The 18,405-nt window shown below is 50.1% G+C and carries 13 protein-coding genes; 3 read left to right on the forward strand and 10 right to left on the reverse strand.

The window, feature by feature from the left end:
• Positions 1–46: 46 nt before the first annotated feature.
• From BEN74_RS03165 to BEN74_RS03190, 6 genes are all read right to left on the reverse strand, one after another.
• Positions 47–2,686 (reverse strand): bifunctional aconitate hydratase 2/2-methylisocitrate dehydratase, encoded by a 2,640-nt coding sequence (locus BEN74_RS03165; RefSeq protein ID WP_068912569.1) that lies wholly within the window; start codon positions 2,684–2,686, stop codon positions 47–49.
• A 296-nt stretch (positions 2,687–2,982) separates the two neighbouring features.
• The gene (locus BEN74_RS03170) at positions 2,983–3,252 is read right to left on the reverse strand and encodes a hypothetical protein (protein WP_068912566.1); all 270 of its coding nucleotides are present in this window, start codon (positions 3,250–3,252) and stop codon (positions 2,983–2,985) included.
• A 162-nt stretch (positions 3,253–3,414) separates the two neighbouring features.
• Entirely contained in the window at positions 3,415–3,774 is a 360-nt protein-coding gene (locus tag BEN74_RS03175) for a hypothetical protein (protein ID WP_068912563.1), read from the reverse strand.
• A gap of 162 nt (positions 3,775–3,936) precedes the next feature.
• Positions 3,937–4,206, reverse strand: a complete 270-nt coding sequence (locus tag BEN74_RS03180; protein ID WP_068912561.1) for a hypothetical protein — start codon at positions 4,204–4,206, stop codon at positions 3,937–3,939.
• A gap of 864 nt (positions 4,207–5,070) precedes the next feature.
• Positions 5,071–9,594, reverse strand: a complete 4,524-nt coding sequence (locus BEN74_RS03185) for a translocation/assembly module TamB domain-containing protein (RefSeq protein WP_068912558.1) — start codon at positions 9,592–9,594, stop codon at positions 5,071–5,073.
• 23 nt (positions 9,595–9,617) lie between these two features.
• Positions 9,618–12,365 carry an autotransporter assembly complex protein TamA gene (locus BEN74_RS03190; protein WP_068912556.1) on the reverse strand — a complete coding sequence of 916 codons (2,748 nt, stop codon included), beginning with the start codon at positions 12,363–12,365 and terminating at the stop codon, positions 9,618–9,620.
• Between the two features lie 177 nt (positions 12,366–12,542).
• Here BEN74_RS03190 and BEN74_RS03195 point away from each other — a divergent pair, with 177 nt between their 5' ends.
• The 3 genes from BEN74_RS03195 (at position 12,543) to BEN74_RS03205 (ending at position 15,419) form a co-directional block, all read left to right on the forward strand.
• Positions 12,543–13,862: an MFS transporter gene (locus tag BEN74_RS03195; protein WP_068912553.1), complete on the forward strand. Its 1,320-nt coding sequence runs from the start codon at positions 12,543–12,545 to the stop codon at positions 13,860–13,862.
• A 4-nt stretch (positions 13,863–13,866) separates the two neighbouring features.
• Positions 13,867–14,502: a 2-polyprenyl-3-methyl-6-methoxy-1,4-benzoquinone monooxygenase gene (coq7, locus tag BEN74_RS03200; RefSeq protein WP_068912551.1), complete on the forward strand. Its 636-nt coding sequence runs from the start codon at positions 13,867–13,869 to the stop codon at positions 14,500–14,502.
• A gap of 404 nt (positions 14,503–14,906) precedes the next feature.
• Complete coding sequence (locus BEN74_RS03205) at positions 14,907–15,419, forward strand: GNAT family N-acetyltransferase (RefSeq protein WP_068912548.1); 513 nt, start codon at positions 14,907–14,909, stop codon at positions 15,417–15,419.
• An 84-nt stretch (positions 15,420–15,503) separates the two neighbouring features.
• Here BEN74_RS03205 and BEN74_RS03210 read toward each other — a convergent pair whose 3' ends face one another.
• The 4 genes from BEN74_RS03210 to BEN74_RS03225 all read right to left on the reverse strand — a co-directional run bounded on the left by BEN74_RS03210 (position 15,504) and on the right by BEN74_RS03225 (position 18,394).
• Positions 15,504–15,953 (reverse strand): hypothetical protein, encoded by a 450-nt coding sequence (locus tag BEN74_RS03210; RefSeq protein WP_228200386.1) that lies wholly within the window; start codon positions 15,951–15,953, stop codon positions 15,504–15,506.
• Between the two features lie 107 nt (positions 15,954–16,060).
• Entirely contained in the window at positions 16,061–16,513 is a 453-nt protein-coding gene (locus BEN74_RS03215) for a 2-amino-4-hydroxy-6-hydroxymethyldihydropteridine diphosphokinase (protein ID WP_068912546.1), read from the reverse strand.
• On the reverse strand, positions 16,470–16,850 hold the full coding sequence (folB, locus tag BEN74_RS03220) for a dihydroneopterin aldolase (RefSeq protein ID WP_068912543.1): 381 nt from the start codon (positions 16,848–16,850) through the stop codon (positions 16,470–16,472). The genes BEN74_RS03215 and folB overlap by 44 nt, the downstream gene beginning before the upstream one ends.
• A gap of 245 nt (positions 16,851–17,095) precedes the next feature.
• On the reverse strand, positions 17,096–18,394 hold the full coding sequence (locus BEN74_RS03225) for an ABC1 kinase family protein (RefSeq protein WP_068912590.1): 1,299 nt from the start codon (positions 18,392–18,394) through the stop codon (positions 17,096–17,098).
• Positions 18,395–18,405 lie beyond the last annotated feature (11 nt).

Genomic DNA, 18,405 nt, shown 5'->3' on the forward strand with positions numbered 1-18,405 from the left:
CCTAAGTGGGACTTTTATAAACTACTTCAACTTAATTATCAATCAATTAAGTCAATTGAGCAGCAGCAATTTTTTTGGTATCAACATTCGCAGCAGCGTCAGTGTAGTCGCCCATTTTGTCGAAGCTTAAGTATTGGTAGATGTCAGCAGACATGCTATCAATTTGAGTTGCATACTGTTGGTATTCTTCTGGAGTTGGTAATTTACCAAGTACAGCAGCAACAGATGCAAGTTCAGCAGACGCTAAGTAAACGTTCGCACCTTGACCTAAACGGTTCGGGAAGTTACGTGTAGAAGTCGATACACACGTTGTGTTCGGCGCTACACGCGCTTGGTTACCCATACATAATGAACAGCCCGGCATTTCAGTACGCGCGCCAGCTTTACCATAAGTATTGTAGAAACCTTCTTCCATCAATTGACGCTCATCCATACGCGTAGGTGGAGCAATCCACAAACGAGTTGAAAGTACGCCACCAGGAACTTTTTCTAACAGCTTGCCAGTTGCGCGGAAATGGCCGATGTTCGTCATGCATGAACCAACGAATACTTCATCAATTTTCACGCCTTGAACGTCAGAAAGCAATTTCGCATCATCTGGGTCATTCGGGCAGCAAAGAACTGGTTCAGTAATTGTAGAAAGGTCAATTTCATACACTTTCGTGTATTCAGCGTCAGCATCAGCTTTAAGAAGTGATGGGTTCGCTAACCATTTTTCCATGTTCTCAACACGACGAGCCATAGTACGCGCATCGCCATAACCTTCAGAAATCATCCACTTCAACATTGTGATGTTTGATTTCAGGTATTCAGCAACTTTCTCTTCAGAAAGCGTGATAGAACAACCAGCAGCAGAACGTTCAGCAGATGCATCAGAAAGTTCGAATGCTTGCTCAACAGTCAGGTCAGTTTCCATTTCTGTCAGGTCGATCTCAAGGATACGGCCAGAGAAGATGTTTTTCTTGCCTTTCTTCTCTACAGTCAAGTCACCTTGCTGAATCGCAACGTAAGGAATTGCATGTACAAGGTCACGCAGTGTGATACCAGGCTGCATTTTACCTTTGAACTTAACAAGTACAGATTCAGGCATGTCTAATGGCATAACACCAGTCGCTGCAGCGAACGCTACCAGACCAGAACCCGCAGGGAATGAAATACCAATTGGGAAACGTGTATGCGAGTCACCGCCAGTACCAACTGTATCTGGAAGCAGCATGCGGTTTAACCATGAGTGGATAATACCGTCACCTGGACGCAGTGAAACACCGCCACGGTTCATGATGAAATCAGGAAGCGAGTGCTGCATTTGAACGTCAACTGGCTTTGGATATGCAGCTGTGTGACAGAAAGATTGCATAACTAGGTCAGCAGAGAAGCCTAGGCAAGCCAAGTCTTTCAATTCGTCACGTGTCATTGGACCAGTGGTATCTTGCGAACCAACAGTCGTCATCTTAGGTTCACAGTAAGTCCCTGGAAGTACGCCTTGACCTTCAGGAAGACCACATGCGCGGCCAACCATTTTCTGCGCTTGAGTGAAACCTTTGCCAGTAGCAGCAGGCTGAACCGGAGTACGGAATAAAGTAGATGGAGCAAGACCTAAAGCTTCACGCGCTTTAGTCGTCAAGCCGCGGCCAACGATTAAGTTAATACGGCCGCCAGCACGTACTTCGTCTAGAAGAACCGGAGTTTTAAGTTCAGATTCAGCGATTTGTTCGCCAGCTTTGAACGCAGTTACTTTAGCAGCAGCGTGATCAATCTTAAGAACGATTTCGTCGCCCATGTTCATGTTCTGAACGTCGATTTCAACTGGCAATGCGCCGGCATCTTCCATCGTGTTGAAGAAAATCGGAGCGATTTTAGAGCCTAAACAGTAGCCGCCGTCTTTTTTGTTCGGAATGTGCGGGATGTCATCACCGAAGAACCAAAGCACGGAGTTAGTTGCTGATTTACGGCTTGAACCAGTACCAACAACGTCACCTACGTAAGCAACTTGGTTGCCTTTCGCGATCAGTTCTTTGATTTGGTTTAACGGGCCAACTTCACCAGGAACTTCCGGGTTGATGCCGTCACGCACGTTTTTCAGCATTGCATTTGCATGCAATGGAATGTCTGGGCGGCTCCATGCGTCTTGTGCAGGTGACAAGTCGTCAGTGTTGGTTTCGCCAGTGACTTTGAAAACTGTCAGTTTGATTTCTTCAGGAACGTCTTTGCGGCTTGTGAACCATTCAGCGTCAGCCCAAGACTGCATAACCGCTTGCGCATTTGCATTGCCAGCTTTTGCTTTGTCAGCAACGTCGTGGAACGCATCAAATACTAAAAGAGTTTTCTTCAGCGCTTCAGCAGCCAATTCAGCAAGAGCAGCGTCATCAAGCAGAGCAACTAAAGGAGCAACGTTATAGCCGCCAAGCATAGTGCCCAGCAAGTAAACCGCACGCTCTTTAGAAACCAGCGGAGAAGCCGCTTCGCCTTTTGCCAAAGCAGCCAAGAAAGCAGCTTTTACATATGCAGCTTGGTCAACGCCTGCAGGAACGCGGTTTTCTAGCAAGTCAACTAAGAATGCTTCTTCACCGGCAGGTGGATTTTTTAATAATTCAACCAGCTCAGCTGTTTGAGCATCGTCAAGTGGCTTCGGTGGGACTCCGAGTGCGGCACGTTCTGCAACGTGTTGGCGGTAAGCTTCTAGCACGGTGTTATTCCTCTTTTTTAAAAAATTACCTGCGAATTCCAGCCATGTTCAAGGCTTCGCAAATAATATGGACTGCTTGATTTTACTAAAATTCCAGTTAAAAGTTAATGCAAGTAAAGTGTTTCTTCGTGATGCTCATTATTTATTAGCTAAATATCGCATTATCGATTATTCAATAATCAAATCCTTTACTTAGAACACTTATTTTTGGCAGAAAAGCGGCTTTCAACTTTAATTTCGCCATAAAAAAAGGCAATCCAATACTGCCTGCCTTTTTCTGAAAATAATATTCAACCTTAGTGTACCGTCGTTTGCATCAAATACTGATGCAATTCTGTACGCGACCCCATGAATTTAACTGACCACAGGTCTTCAAATAAGCCTGCATGGCCGGAACTGGCAAAGGAAATATCGACCGCATAGCGTTCTGAAGCATCTTCCAGTTTGCGCTTTAAGTAAACGCGGTCGCCAATGCTCAGCACATAATTGCCGCCGCCGATAATGGCCACGCCCTGCTCATCTTCCAAGAGTAAATCTGCATGATGCATATAGCCTACAACATCCATTTGCGCCTCCTCTTGCTTATATAATCCTGAATTTTATTATTCTTTAAAAGGATAAGCTTTTCCAGTTTTTAGATTTAGCAATTTGTCACAAGTTATATTTTAAACGTTTGGCCTTTAAGTATTGCTTAGGCTATTTAGAAGGGCTGATAAAAAAACCGTTCCTTAGAACGGCTTGTAATCCGGCATTTCAGCATGCGGCGTCGCAATGCATTTTTCTGTAAATTCAGAACGGATTTTTTCACGCGCTGTTTCTACATCGCCCTTAATCGCCGCTTCAGGCAAGGCATACACTTCATCGATAATGCTGAGGATGAACTTCTTAGTGGTTTCATCTTCAATTTTGCCTGCGTGCTCTACAGCCTTGTCTTTGGTAATTGCATTTTGACGGTCAAGCATGATGGTGCGCGCGGCGTTGCCTACGCTGCGGCAGTAACCCTGCCATTGCTCTTCCGGGGTTAAAGGCTTTTTCTCTGCACAGCCAGCCAGTGCAATCAAAACTGATAAAGCGAGTAACTTTTTCATGAAAAATCTCCTACATGGCTGCACTATAAAAGATCGGCATGAATTTGTCATGGTAATTCAAATTAACGCGCCCAATTGCGGCTCAATGAATGCTAAAAAACGGATCAGCGCCTACGGCACATGGAAGCAATGGTCCAGCGGAATGATGCTTCTATTTCTGCCCTATCTGGAGCCTGCTTCACGCAGCTCCCTGCACAGGCTGCTGCTCTGCAAGCTTGCAGACTGCATAACCGAATTGCATGAACAGTAAGCCGCCGCATCTTCAGGCTTTAGGCCTTTCGGAATTGGCATTCCCTCACAGTAAAAACTCTGATCCTGAAATTTATGCTTTTCAGCATAATTCAAATAGCCCAAATAAGCGGATACAGCCAGCACCAGAACGAATACGATTAAAATCGGCGTTCTGATCTGCATATTTAAATTAACAGCCATATATAGTCAGCTTTCAACTTTGCTTCCATGAACTTCGCGGAGCGATATTATTGAGGGAAATACTGCTAGTTTGCAGCACAGGCAATCATAATTCTGGATTTTTTAATAAATACAAATAATTGATTTAAAAAACTAAACATTAATGCACAGAGGCTTAAAATCATATTAGCAGCATTTTAATACAGCGCCAACCCAGTCACAGACTAAAGTAAAATAAGCGCGCCGATTTTTAACAGCCATTCTTAAAAAAACTCTGCAGGATATTTGCGCTTTGCACAGCTGGATATAAATTTGGCTGCATTAAATAAAGCAGAACTGCATGCAGAAATTAAAATGCGCAGCTGCGGAGTAATTAAGCAAAGCCTGCGCCCATAAAAAAAACCTGTTTAACTCTCCCAAATTAAACAGGTTTATTACGCTTAAAACTTTATAGTGTATTTGCTATTTTTAATTAGCACTTACTATACAAATGAATTCTTTCAGAAATATGACTAAACCATAAGTTACGGCAAGAAATTAGCGCGCTTTGCAAAAATTAAAATCCGCCGGCTGCGGTAGAAGCAAAAAAAATGCCCAGCCAAGAGTCATCCGCTGAGCAAAAAAACTGTTTTATTGAATTCTTAGCGCAATAATAGCTGACACCAAAATTAAATGCAAATGATTCTTAATAGCATTTTTAGATATTCAGCCCTTCTGACGGAATTGCTCAATCTGTCTTATAGCTTGCAATTGCAGCTGCGGTGACAATTACTTAGCGCGCTTGGTTCCCGCCCGGCTTGCAAATGCCGCTTCCCTGCAGCGCGTGATATTCCTGAGAAACTGCGCCTCTCAGGAATATCATGCACGGGTAAAAGCATGCTTCCGCTAGAAGCGCCAATTGTAGAACAAGTCGATTGCGCGCTCTAAAGACTGGCTGGCTTCCAGATACAGGCGCTGATTCATCTGATAGCGCAGCGTCAATTTATTGACCGGCGTAAATACGCCTACGCCATAGCGGATAAACAGGTCCGGGGTAATATAGCCGGTTACGGAAACCTGCGTGTCATCCCCGGTGCCTTGCGCATCCAGCGCCAGCCCGCTCAGGCCAAAAGTGCGGCCAATCTGGTTGGTTAAAGCGCGTGTGCCGCCTAAGCCCATGCTGATGCCGGCGGCCGCAATGGTATTGTTCACGTCCGACTTAAAGCCTTCAGTCTGGCTTAAAGCGCTGCTGCCTTCGTTGATGCGTCCGGTAATCAATGCATTCAATGCTTCCTGCTCAGACAGGCCGGCATCATTATAAATCTGAATATTCGGCCCGGATGCAGTGCCAGTTACGCGGAAACCGACCGTGCTGCCTTGCACAGACTTATTGGCGTCAATGTCCAAAGTCGGGTTGGACAGCGGCCCATTAAAGCGGGCAATGGCGCGGTTCAGATCCAGACTTTGCCCATAGGCTTCAACCTTGACGCGCTGCGGCACACCAATGGCGCCGTTGGCGCGCATGGCGGTTTCCAGGCCGCGCTGCGACAGATTCAAGCGCCCAATGAGCGGAATGCGGCTGTCAAAGCCTTGGAAGATCACCTGCTTGCCCAGACTCAAAGCAATATCTGCGCGGATATCCCACGGACGCGCAGACCTTAAAATTTCCAGCTGGTTATCACCCTCATGCACAATGCGCACGTCTGATGAAACATTCACAACCGGCGCAGACGGTTCCGGCATGGAAATAAGCGCCTTAGGCACATCAACCGAGCCGGTCAGCGCCAGGCGCTTTTTAAACGGCAGCAGATCAAGCTTCAAGTCCGGCGTCACTACTGCAGTGATCAAAGGCGCCTGGCGGATCAGCAGGTCTTTCGCTTTCAGATGCAGCTGCACGCGCGGCTCATCTTTCCAGTCAACCGAGCCGGTCAGCTTGCCGGCGCCTTGGCCACTGTTGAATGCGCCGTTAATGCTGGCGCTGTCCTGACGGACCGAAGAATACAGCTGGATATTGGTTAAATTCACCGGCAAGGAAATCATGCTGATTGAGCCGTCTTTCACCCGGACTTCACCTTCCATCAGCGGATCGGTCAGCGTGCCGCTGATTTTGCCCGCATAGGACAAGGTGCCGCCCATTGAGCGCACATCCTGAATAAACGGCTTCAGGACTTTCAGCTGTATCTGGTTAAATGCGATTTCACCGCGCATCGGCATGCTGTCTTTATACGGGTCGATAATGACATTGGCATAGCCCGTGCCGATATCCGGCGCTTTGGTGTCCAAGCGGATCTGCAGGCCATCGGCGACACTTTTCGCAATCAGGCTGACTTCATCATATTTCATGGTGGAGCCAAGGTATTGCGGATCTTCAGCAGCCAAGCCCACCACGCCGTCGCGGGTCAGCAGGCGCGCGTCAATTTTCGGGCGCGCGCCTTTGGCCCAGGACGCCTTGGCATAGCCGTTGACTTTGCCGGTAATCGCCAAGCCTTCCGGCATGAACGCAGCGAAATCATTCAAGTCCACATTGCGGGTAATGAAAGAAACATGGCCGCGGTCCGGACTGACGCGGATCGGCTGATCAAAACACAGTTCGCTTTGCTGGCTCATCCAGCAATGCGCGCCGATAAACAGGTCAGACTGCGCGGCTGTATAGATCACCGAGGCATTCTGGCGCTGCACTAAGCGCGTGCGCAGCGAGTCAAAATCGCCTTTCTGAATCTGGCCCAGCCAATTGTTCTGCGCGTTGAATCCGCCCGCCAGCTGCACTTTAAACTTGGTCAGCTTATTTTCGGCATCCACTTTTAAAATATGCGCGCTGCGGGTTCCCGCCAGGGAAATTTCGCCCTTCAGGATTTGACGCGTGCCGCTGCGCAGGTTCTCCATGCGCGCCACCAGCAAGGTTGGCGCTGTTTGCGATGTCGGCAGCTGGCCCTGCACCCGCATTTTCTTAATGCTGAATAAGTTGTTAAAGCCGAAATTATCTACCGCCAGATTTGCAGAGGCCTGCAGGCGCGGCTGCACCTGCATATTCAAATAGCCGTAGGCGCGGCCGCGCAGGCCGGGGTAAATTTCATACAGCGCCGGCGCATTGACTTTCAGGCGCAGATTCTGCGCATTGCCGCTGGCCTGAATCTGGTTGCTGGCATAGGCGAGGAATAAATCATTGGCTTCAAACTGCTGTGGCATAAAGCCGTTTTGATTTGAATCAATCACCAAGGCCAAATTGCCTTTGCCGCGCACCGGCTTGCCGTTAAGCGTTCCGGCCAAATTCAGGCGCTGAATCTGCACGCGCTTCAGCGCATCTGACCACAGGCCCTGCGTTTTGACATTGCCCGACAGTTCACCGCGCAGGCTGGAAGCGAAATAATGCGGCTTAAAGCGCACCAGTGATGCATTGACATCCCAGCCGATGCCGTTTTTCAGATTCAGCATGCCGCTGGCTAAAATTTTCCCTGCCACGCCGTCATGCTTCAGCTCGGCGATTTTAATCAGCTCCGGCGTGCCTGAAACCTTAAAGCTGAGCAGGCCTTTGCTGGCCGCCACTTGGCTGGCATTCAGGCTGCCGTCGTAATTCACTGCAAAACTTTTGAAGCCGCCGCCAGCTTTTTCATTATGGAACATCAGCGCGGCCGTGCTTTTTCCGGTCAAACGCACTGTTTCATTCTGCTGCGCCAAACGTCCGGTCAAATCCACCGCATCTAAATGAATAATCTGCTGATCCGGCTTGGCGTAGCCGCTGGCTTTCACTGAGCCATTCAGGCGGTCAACCGGCGCTTCAGCGGCAATGGTCTGCGGATTGAAGTCCTGAGCATTTAAAGTGGCGTTCCATTTCAGCTGGCGCTTTTTGTCCGGCAGCTGCACCGCGGCGCTGCCTTTCAGCAGGCCTTTTTCCGCCATGTAGCTGAAGCTCGGCACATTCAGCTGATTGCCTTTTACATGCAGCTGCGCCTGATACTGGCCTGCCGGCAGCAGTCCCTTGTCATGGCGCGCGACAGACGCGGCCGCCTGAATATTCTGCTGCCCTTCAGCCAATGCCAGTTTGGCATTGCCTGATGCGCTGGCCAGCCAGCCAATGTACGGAACAGCGCGGTTAATATTTTTCCAGGATACATCCAGCTGCAGCGGCTGGGCTTTTTTGTTCTTTTCCGGAGCCTGATCGAGCTTGAGATTCCAGGTTTCATAGCGGTCAAAAGCAACCAATGCGGTTAAATGCAGGCCTTTTTCCAAAGTACCTTTAGACGCGATTTTTGCATCCAGGCTTGGCGGCAGAAAGTCCTGCGCTTCCTGCGGAATCAATTTGTCTTTCGGGTTCAGCTTGTCTAGGCGGCCTTGCATATCCCAAGTGACATGGTCTTTCCAGCTGACTGCGCCGGCCAGATTCACCGCGCCTTTCATCAGCTGGCCATTCAGGCTGTCTATTGTCAGTTGATGAACCAGATCGGTATGCATCACTGCATTGTACTGGCCTTTAGGAATTTTTTCGCCCGTCAAATCTGTAATGACATTTAAATTCAAGCGGTTAATATCGCCATTAAACCTGCCCACACCATCCTTAATGAACAGCTTTTGCTCGGTGAGCAGAGGCAAATGGTAATTCTTAAACTTCAGCGCGCCCAGCATCGGCACATGCGGGCGCATTGGATGCACCACAGCCCAGCCTGTCAGCAAGTCCGGGGTATTGGCGGCCACGCCGGCTTCAATGGTATCCAATGTGCCGCGCGCCGCGACCTGAATATCGCGGACATTCAGGCTGTCATGCAGGGCCGGCAGATTGAGCACAGCTGTCGCATTGAGCGGATACTTGCCTTCAAATTTCATGCTGCCCGTGGCATTGCGCACGTTCAGGTAACCCATATCCATGCGTGAATCTTCAAATTTCAGCGCAGTGCCAGACCACAGCGCTTCATTTAAATGAATATCATTAAAATTAACATCGGCCACATGGATTTTGATCAGCAGGCGGTCAACATCCGCGCTGTCTACCCGCAGCACAAACGGCAGGCGGATTTCACCGAATTTAAAAGGCTCATCGCTGGGCGGAGTCTTGGTGATGATCTGCAGGTTGCGCACATCTGCGCGGCGCAGATGAATTTCCTTATTGACAATGGCGCGCCAGCCCAGCTGAACATCAGCCCGGTCAATTTTCACATCCACAGGCTTTAAGCTGACCAGAACATTGCGCAGGATAATGCCGCGCCACAAATTGCCGCCTTCATATTCATAGCGGATAATCTGCTGGCGTTCCAGCACGCGGTCGAGCAGAAACTTGCTGCCTTTATCGGTCGAAAACATTACAGCTAAAGCAGCGGCCAGCAGCAGCACGATAAACAGCAGTGAAAAAAGCACACTGCGCAAAATACCGCGCTTTTTCGGCAGCGCGTCTGGCGTATTGTCCGGAGTCTGATCCTGCTGCTGTTCTTGTTCAGCCATAATGGTCTTAAGTCACCTGAAAATTAGAGTTGCGAGCCAATAAAGAAATGGATGCGGATTGGATGATTTTCATCTGAAAGGCCGGCCGCAACATCCACGCGGATTGGGCCGATCGGCGATGCCCAGCGCAGGCCCAAACCGGCGCTGTAGGCCGTTTCAGTATTGAACGCCTTGTCATAGGCGTTGCCGACGTCGCTGAATACCGCAGCGCGCCAGCCTTCCTGAAACTGGTAATTGTATTCCAGTGATCCGACAGCCAAAGCCTGGCCGCCGACTTTAAAGCCGTTTTCTTCAGCCGCCAGGCTTTTATAGTCAAAACCGCGGATGGTCTGGTCGCCGCCGGTAAAATAGCGCAGGTTATACGGCACTTTGGCAAAATCTTCCGTCACAATATAGCCGAGGTCGCTGCGCCCGACAAACTGATGGTTGTCATTTTCGCCAAGGGAGTAAATAAAGCGCCAGCCTGCGCTCAAGATCGCCATATCCGCATCGGAGAGCAATTTTTCGGAACCCAGCTCAACCTTGTAGGTCTGCTTAAAGCCTTTAGCCGGGTTCACGCGCTTGTCGCTGACAGTGCGCGATACTTCATAGCCCAGCAGCAGGGATTCCTGCTCGCTGTTGGCGTTGACCAAAAATGCATCCGGAATTTTGCTTGCATCCATAATGCCGCTTTGCGTAATGCGGTCCAGGCGGTAGCGCAGGCCAAAGGTCTGCTGCCAGGTGCCGCGCGGATTTTTAATCACGCGGTCCGCCCCAGCAACGGCCGATTCAATCATCAGGCTCACATCCTGACCGACATCTTTGCGCTCTTCGCGCTCATAGCCGCCCACCAGGCTGATGTAGTCATTCAGCGGATGCTTGTACGGCATGTTGTAGCGCCCGTCTATCGCCTGGCGGATAGTTGAAACTTCCATGTTGGCGTCAAAAGAATGCCCTCGGCTGTTGACAATCGCGCGGCGGTACTGGCCGCGCAGGCGCGGTCCGGTGTCTGTGCCGAAACCTGCGCCGATTTCAGCGCTGTTCAGCTTATCTGCATTCAGGGTCACAATCACCGGCACTTTTTTCTCTTCGCGCGCCTGCGCTTTCAAGCGGTCCTGTTCCTGCTCTTTCTGCTCCTGCTGGCTCTGCATTGCGCGCAAGCGGCCATTTTTTTCGCGCTCACTGACGCCGGCAAACTGCGCTTCATTCACCAGGCTCTGCGAAACTTCCTTATTGGAAGCAACCGCTTTTTTGTCCTGCACGGCAACTGCGCTTTCTTCCAGCTGATTCTGATCAACCAGCGCCTGAATATCCGGCGGCAGCTCTAAAGGATGCTCAATAGGATCCGGGCGCACCGCGTCAACCAGCGTGTAGTTGAAATAGCGTGAGTTGGTTAAGTTGTTGGCCAGGCCATTAACCCGCCAGAAGGTATAATCTGCGCCATCATCCCATGTCACCAAGCTTTCTAGAATGTCCATATCCAGCGGGAACGGCGCATCCGGATTGCTCATGCGGAATTCAACCTTGCCCAGCTTATAGCGCTCGCCGGTTTCATAGCGCAGGTTAATGTCGGCGGTATTCTGCGGCTGCGCGACTTTAACGTCATGCAGGCGCCAGTAGGAATCAAAATAGCCGTTATTTGAGGCTGCATCGGCAATCCGGGCTTTGGTGGTTTCATAGTCCCCATGATGCAGAATATCTCCCACATCCTGATCCGGCAGGACGCTGATCACCTGGAACTGCGCTTCATTGGCGCCGCTGCCGCTGAACTCGACATTATGCGCTTTAATCAGCACAGGCGTATTGGGCGTGACTGCAACCTTGACGCGGTTATTGCTGACTTTTTCAAACTTGAATTCAGCATTATAAAAGCCGACCGCCTGAGCCGCCTGATTGGACAGCGTTCTGAGCTGCGGCAGCGCCGAAGGAAAGTCGCTGAAGGACTCTACAGTAAAGCTGGACAGCTTGCCTTTAATATTGGCTTTTAAGTCTTCCACGGCCGCCGCATAGGCTTTGCCGGACGCCTCACTGCTATTTTCACTGGCCCGGATCACCACATCCGCGCTGATGCGGGGCACTTTTGCGGTGTTCAATTCGCGCGGCGGGCGCACTTTGTACCACAGGCGCGTCAGGAAGCCCGGCTCTTTATCGCTGAGCGGCAGCACGGCGGCGAAAGGATCATCCTGCGGGCCGGCAGCGGGGTTGCTTGAAATGGAAATTTCACTGTCCGCACGGATGCTTTGCATCAGCTGATCGACATTGACCGGCGCCTGATTAATTTGCGCCAATTCCTGCTGGGTAATATCCGCAACCGCATTTTCAGCATGTTGATTCGCGCGGTAATTCTGCGCTTCGCGCTTGGCTTCTTCCGCCACCTGCAGGATTTCATTGGCCATGTGCTGGTCAATCGGCGCTATGGGCAAATCATCCAGCTCTTCAAATTCAATCGGCTTGAAGGCTTCAATCGGCGCGGCGGCATTTTCTTGCTGCTGCAGCATCTGCATGCTGTCCGGGCCTTGCTCAGGCACAGGCATGGCCTGCACGCTTGGCGCCGCCGCTGGCGCCTGCAGTTCCTGCATGGCATCGCCGCGCTGCAGTTCTTCCGCCATTTCCGCCAGCGCTGCGCCTGCAGGCTGAGCCTGGGTTCCAGCCGCTTCCTGCGCCATGCCCTGCTGCGCCAGAAGCGTTAAAAAGATGCTCATCCATAGGCGTTTATTGCTATGATGCCGGTGTACGATATGACTCATACTCAGGTAAAGCGCGGTCTTTTTAAAATTTATTTTTGCGGGCATAGCAAACTCTAAACAAATTCATTACGTTAGGGGCTGTCAGCCAAAGAATGCCGGCTGTAAAATTCCAGTCCGCCGGGCTTTCACCATCCCCTAGGCTCAAAGTATCTTACATGATTTTTTTAGAGATTTTACCAAACAATCACATTTCTTAATAAAACTTAATGCAGCACTAATCATATGAAGAACAGCGAACATCTTCTAGCTACCCGCCGTTTTCTGCCCATGTTTTTAACCCAGTTTTTCGGGGCATTGAATGACAATGTTTACAAGCAGGCCCTGCTTCTGGTCATTACCTACGGATGGATTCAGCAGCAGGCCGCTGAAATCAGCACCTTAAATAATTTAGCCGCTTTGCTGTTCATTCTGCCCTACTTTATTTTTTCTGCGACGGCCGGACAGCTGGCGGATAAATATGAGCGCTCGCAGCTGGTGCGCCTGCTTAAGATTGCTGAAATTCTGATTATGCTGATCGGCTCGGCCGGCTTCCTGCTGGGAAATCTGTGGCTGCTGCTGCTGGCGCTGTTTTTAATGGGCACGCATTCCACCTTCTTTGGCCCGATTAAGTACGCCATTTTGCCTGAAATTTTAAAGCCGAATGAATTGATGTCCGGCAATGCCCTGTTCCAGTCTGGCACGTCCATGGCCATTCTGATCGGCATGATCTTGGGCGGTGCGGTGATTTCGGCATCTCAGGGCAATTTGCTGTGGATCAGCATAGCCGTGCTAGCGATTGCTTGCTTAGGCTATTTATCCAGCCGCTTTATTCTTCAGCAGGAAGTGACCTCGCCGCAGATTCAGGTCGACTGGAACTTTTTCCGCACCAGCCTGCAAACCCTAAAATATGCCAAAAGCCTGCCGGTGATTTTTTTAATTCTTTTGGGCAACTCCTGGTACTGGTTCTATGGCGCCACTTATCTGACCCAAATTCCGCAGCTGACCCAGCAGAATCTGCATGCGTCTGAAAACGTAGTCAGCCTGCTACTGACTTTATTTTCGGTCGGGATTGGCGCCGGCTCGCTGCTGTGCCGCAGAATCGGCGGTTCGGCCGTGAATATTAAAATGGTGCCGCTGGGCGCTGTCGGGCTGACGCTGTTTGCGCTGTATTTAGCCGCCAGTCTGTCTTTTGTACCTGAACGCAGCGGCCCTTTGCTGGGCCTGTCTGAGATTTTTCACGGCGGCTGGAGCTATTACCATGTGATGCTTGCAGTGACCCTGCTGGGCATCAGCGGCGGTTTTTATATTGTCCCGCTGTACGCCATGATGCAGGCCTATTCTCCGCGCTCGCACCGCGCCCGCGTGGTGGCCGCCAACAACATTTTAAATGCCGTTTTCATGGTATCCTCTGCTATATTCTCGATTATCATCTTAAGCATTCTGAAGATTGATATTAAAATACTGTTCTGCATTACGGCAGTGCTGAGCGCCATTTTTAGCATTTGGCTGCTGCGGCGCTTAAAGCCGATGCTTAAAACTGCGCAAGACTCACTGGAGGGTTAATTTCATGCGTCAATATACTGGTGTCGACAAGCTGATTCATTCTTTTGATCAGGCTTTGCGCAGCTTAGTTCCCGGTTCGACTGCAGCCCATAGAGAAAATCCAGGCGTTCAGGCCGATGCCAAGCTTGCGGTGAGCGAAGCGCGCCATGTTGCGGGGCTGATGCGGGTCAATCACAGCGGCGAAGTCTGCGCGCAGGCGCTGTACCACGGCCAGGCGCTGACCGCCAAGCTGCCGAACGTGCGCCGCGAGATGGAACAGGCAGCCATTGAAGAACAGGACCACCTGGCCTGGTGCGAAGACCGCTTGAAAGAGCTGGACAGCCATACCAGCCTGCTGAACCCTGTCTGGTACGGCCTTTCTTTTGGCATGGGCGCGATTGCCGGGATTGCCGGCGACAAATACAGCCTTGGCTTTGTGGCGGAAACAGAGCGCCAAGTCAGCATGCATCTGCAGCATCACATCAGCCAATTGCCGCAGCAGGATGAGCGTTCACGCAAGATTCTGGTGCAGATGAATGAAGATGAGCTGCATCACCGCGACACGGCTTTAAATGCCGGCGGCGTAGATTTGCCGGCCGCGGTAAAGATTACCATGACGGCTATTTCCAAGCTGATGACCAAAACCAGCTATTACATTTAAGCGTTTTCATATTTGCTTAAATCTAAGCCTGCTTTTCAGCAGGCTTTATTTTATGCTGATGAATCACCCCATATACCCAGCAATGCTGATCAGTTAAGGAGTTTCGCTGTAAACGTCTTAACCTTTTGGACTATTCACGGCGGAGTCTTACCGTTTTAAATCGAATTTTTGGAGCTCGTTTTGTTCTTTTGTTTCGCCAAAAGAACCAAAAGCATTTGTCATCCGCGAAACCTGTTCACTTTCTGCACTTAAATAATTTTGTTGCAAAAATAGTCCATTTCAAAAGCCTGATAGGTTGCGGATGACGCTTCCGCGTATCAAACAATATCGCAAGTTTTAAAAAGAAAAAGCCTGTCAGCTTCTTAAGTAACTGACATTACATATGCTAAGAGATTGATAAACCTATGAAGATCCGCCCTGAAACAGCACAGGATTACCCTGCTATTGAAAAGCTGATTTACGCAGCCTTTTTAAACCATCCGCACCATGCGCCTGGCGCCCTGCCCACAGAACATTTAATTGTGGCACGCCTGCGTCAAAATAACGCCATGAGCCTGGCGCTGGTTGCTGAAGATCAAAATCAGATTGCGGGCCATATCGCCTTTTCCCCCATCAGCATTAACGGCCAGCCATCGCAGTGGTATGGGCTTGGCCCGGTTTCGGTCCTGCCATCCATGCAGAATCAAGGCATTGGCTCACAGCTGATTCATGCAGGCTTGGAGATTTTAACAGCGCGCAAGGCTGCAGGCGCCGTGCTTCTGGGTGAGCCGGAATACTATCAGCGCTTCGGCTTTCAGGCGCATCCGCATTTAGCTTTGCCCGGCGTGCCGGCAGAATATTTCCTGATTAAGCCTTTAACCGACAGCGCTGACATACCGCAAGGCACCGCCGCCTATGATGCAGCTTTTGCAGGCTAACCCGCCTGCATCCAAAGTTCATTTTACTCAACTGACTCAACCAGGAGCAGTGGCGCAGCGGCAGCGGCTTAAGTTTCCAGCTTTTTAGTCTTGGCCAATCAGCAGCTTGAATGACTCAGGCGCAAATTTTGCAGTTTCTTTCGGCAGCAGGGACGGATTGCTAGGATAGGCCTGCCCGTTAAATTTTAAAACCACTGTACCGTTGCCTTTGCTGTACACGGCCAGATTTTTCCAGCCCTGGCTGGTTGCCGACAGCACATAAATTTGAGGACCGGCAACGGTCACTTTATTGACCAGCTGAAATTCCTGCTGATCCAGACCCCGGAAAATCAGCATTGTGCAGCCGCCGGAACCGCACCAGTCAGGCCCCTGCAGCAAAACCACAGCATCATCCACGCCGTCACCGTTCAGGTCATCAAAGGCCTTGAGGTATGTGGCCTGATCTTGGGTATAGCTATGCACAGCCTGCTGCAGCTGTTCAGCAGCCTTGCTCGGACCTTGCTGATTCAGGCTTTGCGCCGGCTGTTTGCTCAAAGCTGTGCATCCGTTCAAAGCAATGGCTAAGCATAAAGCGCTTAAATATTTATATTTCATCTCAAACTCTGCAGTTGTATTTTTGACAGCGGCGGCCGCCAGCTGTTTCATTCTAACGCTGAACAGGCTGAAAGCTCAATTGCTGGAAATTGGTGCGCAACGTGCTGAAAAAACGCATGCGCCCACAGATCCAGCATTGGAATTTTGACATCCAAGGCCAAAGGCATTTTCTGCGGATTAAACTGCATTTGATCCAGATGCTTACCCCATGCGATCAGGTCTGCATCTAAAGAAATCTGGTGCGATGGACGGATCCGGCCGGAATCCGCTTCCATTTTTTTCAGCAAAGCGGTCATTTCTTCAAGCGCCAAATGGCTGGTCAGCAAACAGGCGGAATTCCAGTAATCTGCGCCTATGCCGTCACGGCACGGAATCACATAAATCTTGGAAAATTCAGCAGCGCCCAGCGCTGAAATCTGCTGCAGGGCGCTGCGGAAATGCTGTTCAGGATTGAAATTACTCGCCAGCGCTAGGGCGAAAATCGTTTCGGTGGCGTTCAAGACGAATTCCTACAGAATTTGCTTGCGCGATAATGGCAGGCTTACGGATGGTAATCATAATGGATTCCACCGATGCATAGGTAGTAAAAAGTGCTTCAAGCACCAGTTTGGCGGCGTGTTCAATCAATTCCGGCTGGGCTTTTTGAATCACTTGCGCGGAAATTTCACAAATTTCCGCATAGTTCAGCGTATCTTCCAGCCGGTCTGAATTTGACGCCTGCTCCAGGCTGGTCTGAATCGTAATATCCAGCATGAGGGGCTGAATAATCTGACGCTCCCAATTGAAACAGCCCACGACTGTATCAACTTTCAGGCCTTCAATAATAATGGCGTCCATGTGCTCACTCTAATTTGAAAAATCCCCCTTTGATAAGGGGGACTTAGGGGTAATGCCAATCGGTTAAGCATTGTTAATCCTCCCCAACCCTCCTTTTTCAAAGGAGGGAGCATTTCGAAATTCAATATGGTATTGAATTCTAGGGTGTTCCCCTCTTTTTCAAAGAGGGGTTAGGGGAGATTTATCAATAAGTAATAATGAAATTACGCTTAACTGATCAGCATTAGAACTTAGGGGGATTTAAATTAATTCTTCAGCAGCAGATTCGGGTCCATGGTATGAACCATTTGCAGGCGCTGGTCGGCATAAATATCGGTATACGGCGCAAGGATGCGCATAAAGCGGTCAAAATACAGCATTTGCTTGAACAGCAAGGCAAAATCACGCGGGAAACGGATGCCGTGGCGCTCGCCTACGCCGACCATATCCATCATGATGTCGTTTAAATCCGCCGGGTTCGAGGTCATCAACTCCTGCGGGTCGGCCAGCAGCACGCCGCTGAACAGGCGCTCCAAGTCCGCTGCCAGTACTTTGGTGTCAATTTTCTTGTCGGTCATGCCCATTTTCAGCATGTTTTCCGCCATCAGCGCATAATCAGTTTTCTGCAGCGCATCCATAAAGGCAATGCAGGCGGTCCAGACTTCCGGGTTCAACTGGCCGACAATGCCGAAATCAATAAAGCCGACACGGCCATCTTCCAGCAGCATCAGGTTGCCGGCATGCAGGTCTGCATGGAAGCTATTGCACATCATTAAGCTGCCGAACCATGTGTTCATGGCGGTCACCAGCACCTGTGACGGATCTTTGGCAACTTTTTTCACTACATCAAAATCTGTCAGCGGCACGCCGTATAAGCGCTCCATGGTCAGCACGCGGCGCGTAGAAAACTGGTGATAAACTTTCGGCGCTGTGGCTGCCCTGTTCTTCGTCACATTCAGATAATTGATAAAATCATCCAGATTCTGCGCTTCTTCAATGAAATCCACTTCGCGCACCATGCGTGTTTTAATTTCATCAATAATATCCGCCAGCGATGCAAACTTCACTTTCGGCACAGCCTTTTCCAGCAGCTTGGCGGCCCAGTGCAGCACATTCAAATCTGTGTACAGAATGGTTTCCACACCCGGCTTCTGCACTTTAATCACCACATTTTCGCCAGTGACTAATTTGGCTGCATGCACCTGCGCAATAGAGGCAGAGGCCAGCGGCGTTTCATCAATGGAAGCGAAAATCTGCGATAAATCGCGGCCGGCAAATTCAGAGGCCAGCACCTGCTGCACATAACTGAACGGCAGTGACGGTGTCTGATCCAGGCAGCCTTGGAATTCCTCAACGTATTCACGCGGAAATAATGACGGCGTGCTGGCAATAAACTGCCCCAATTTAATATAGGTAGAACCCAAAGATTCAAAAGTTTCACGCATCAGCTTGGCATTGCCGGGTTTTTCTGTCGCGTACTTAATGCCCGCTTTGGCTGCCACCACTGCTGTTTCCCCCATGCGGGCAACAGAACGCAGACCATCTAACACAATATTGTTTTTCATAATGTCTGAGG

The organism is Acinetobacter sp. WCHAc010034 (genome assembly GCF_001696615.3).
In the GTDB taxonomy this organism is placed as follows: domain Bacteria; phylum Pseudomonadota; class Gammaproteobacteria; order Pseudomonadales; family Moraxellaceae; genus Acinetobacter.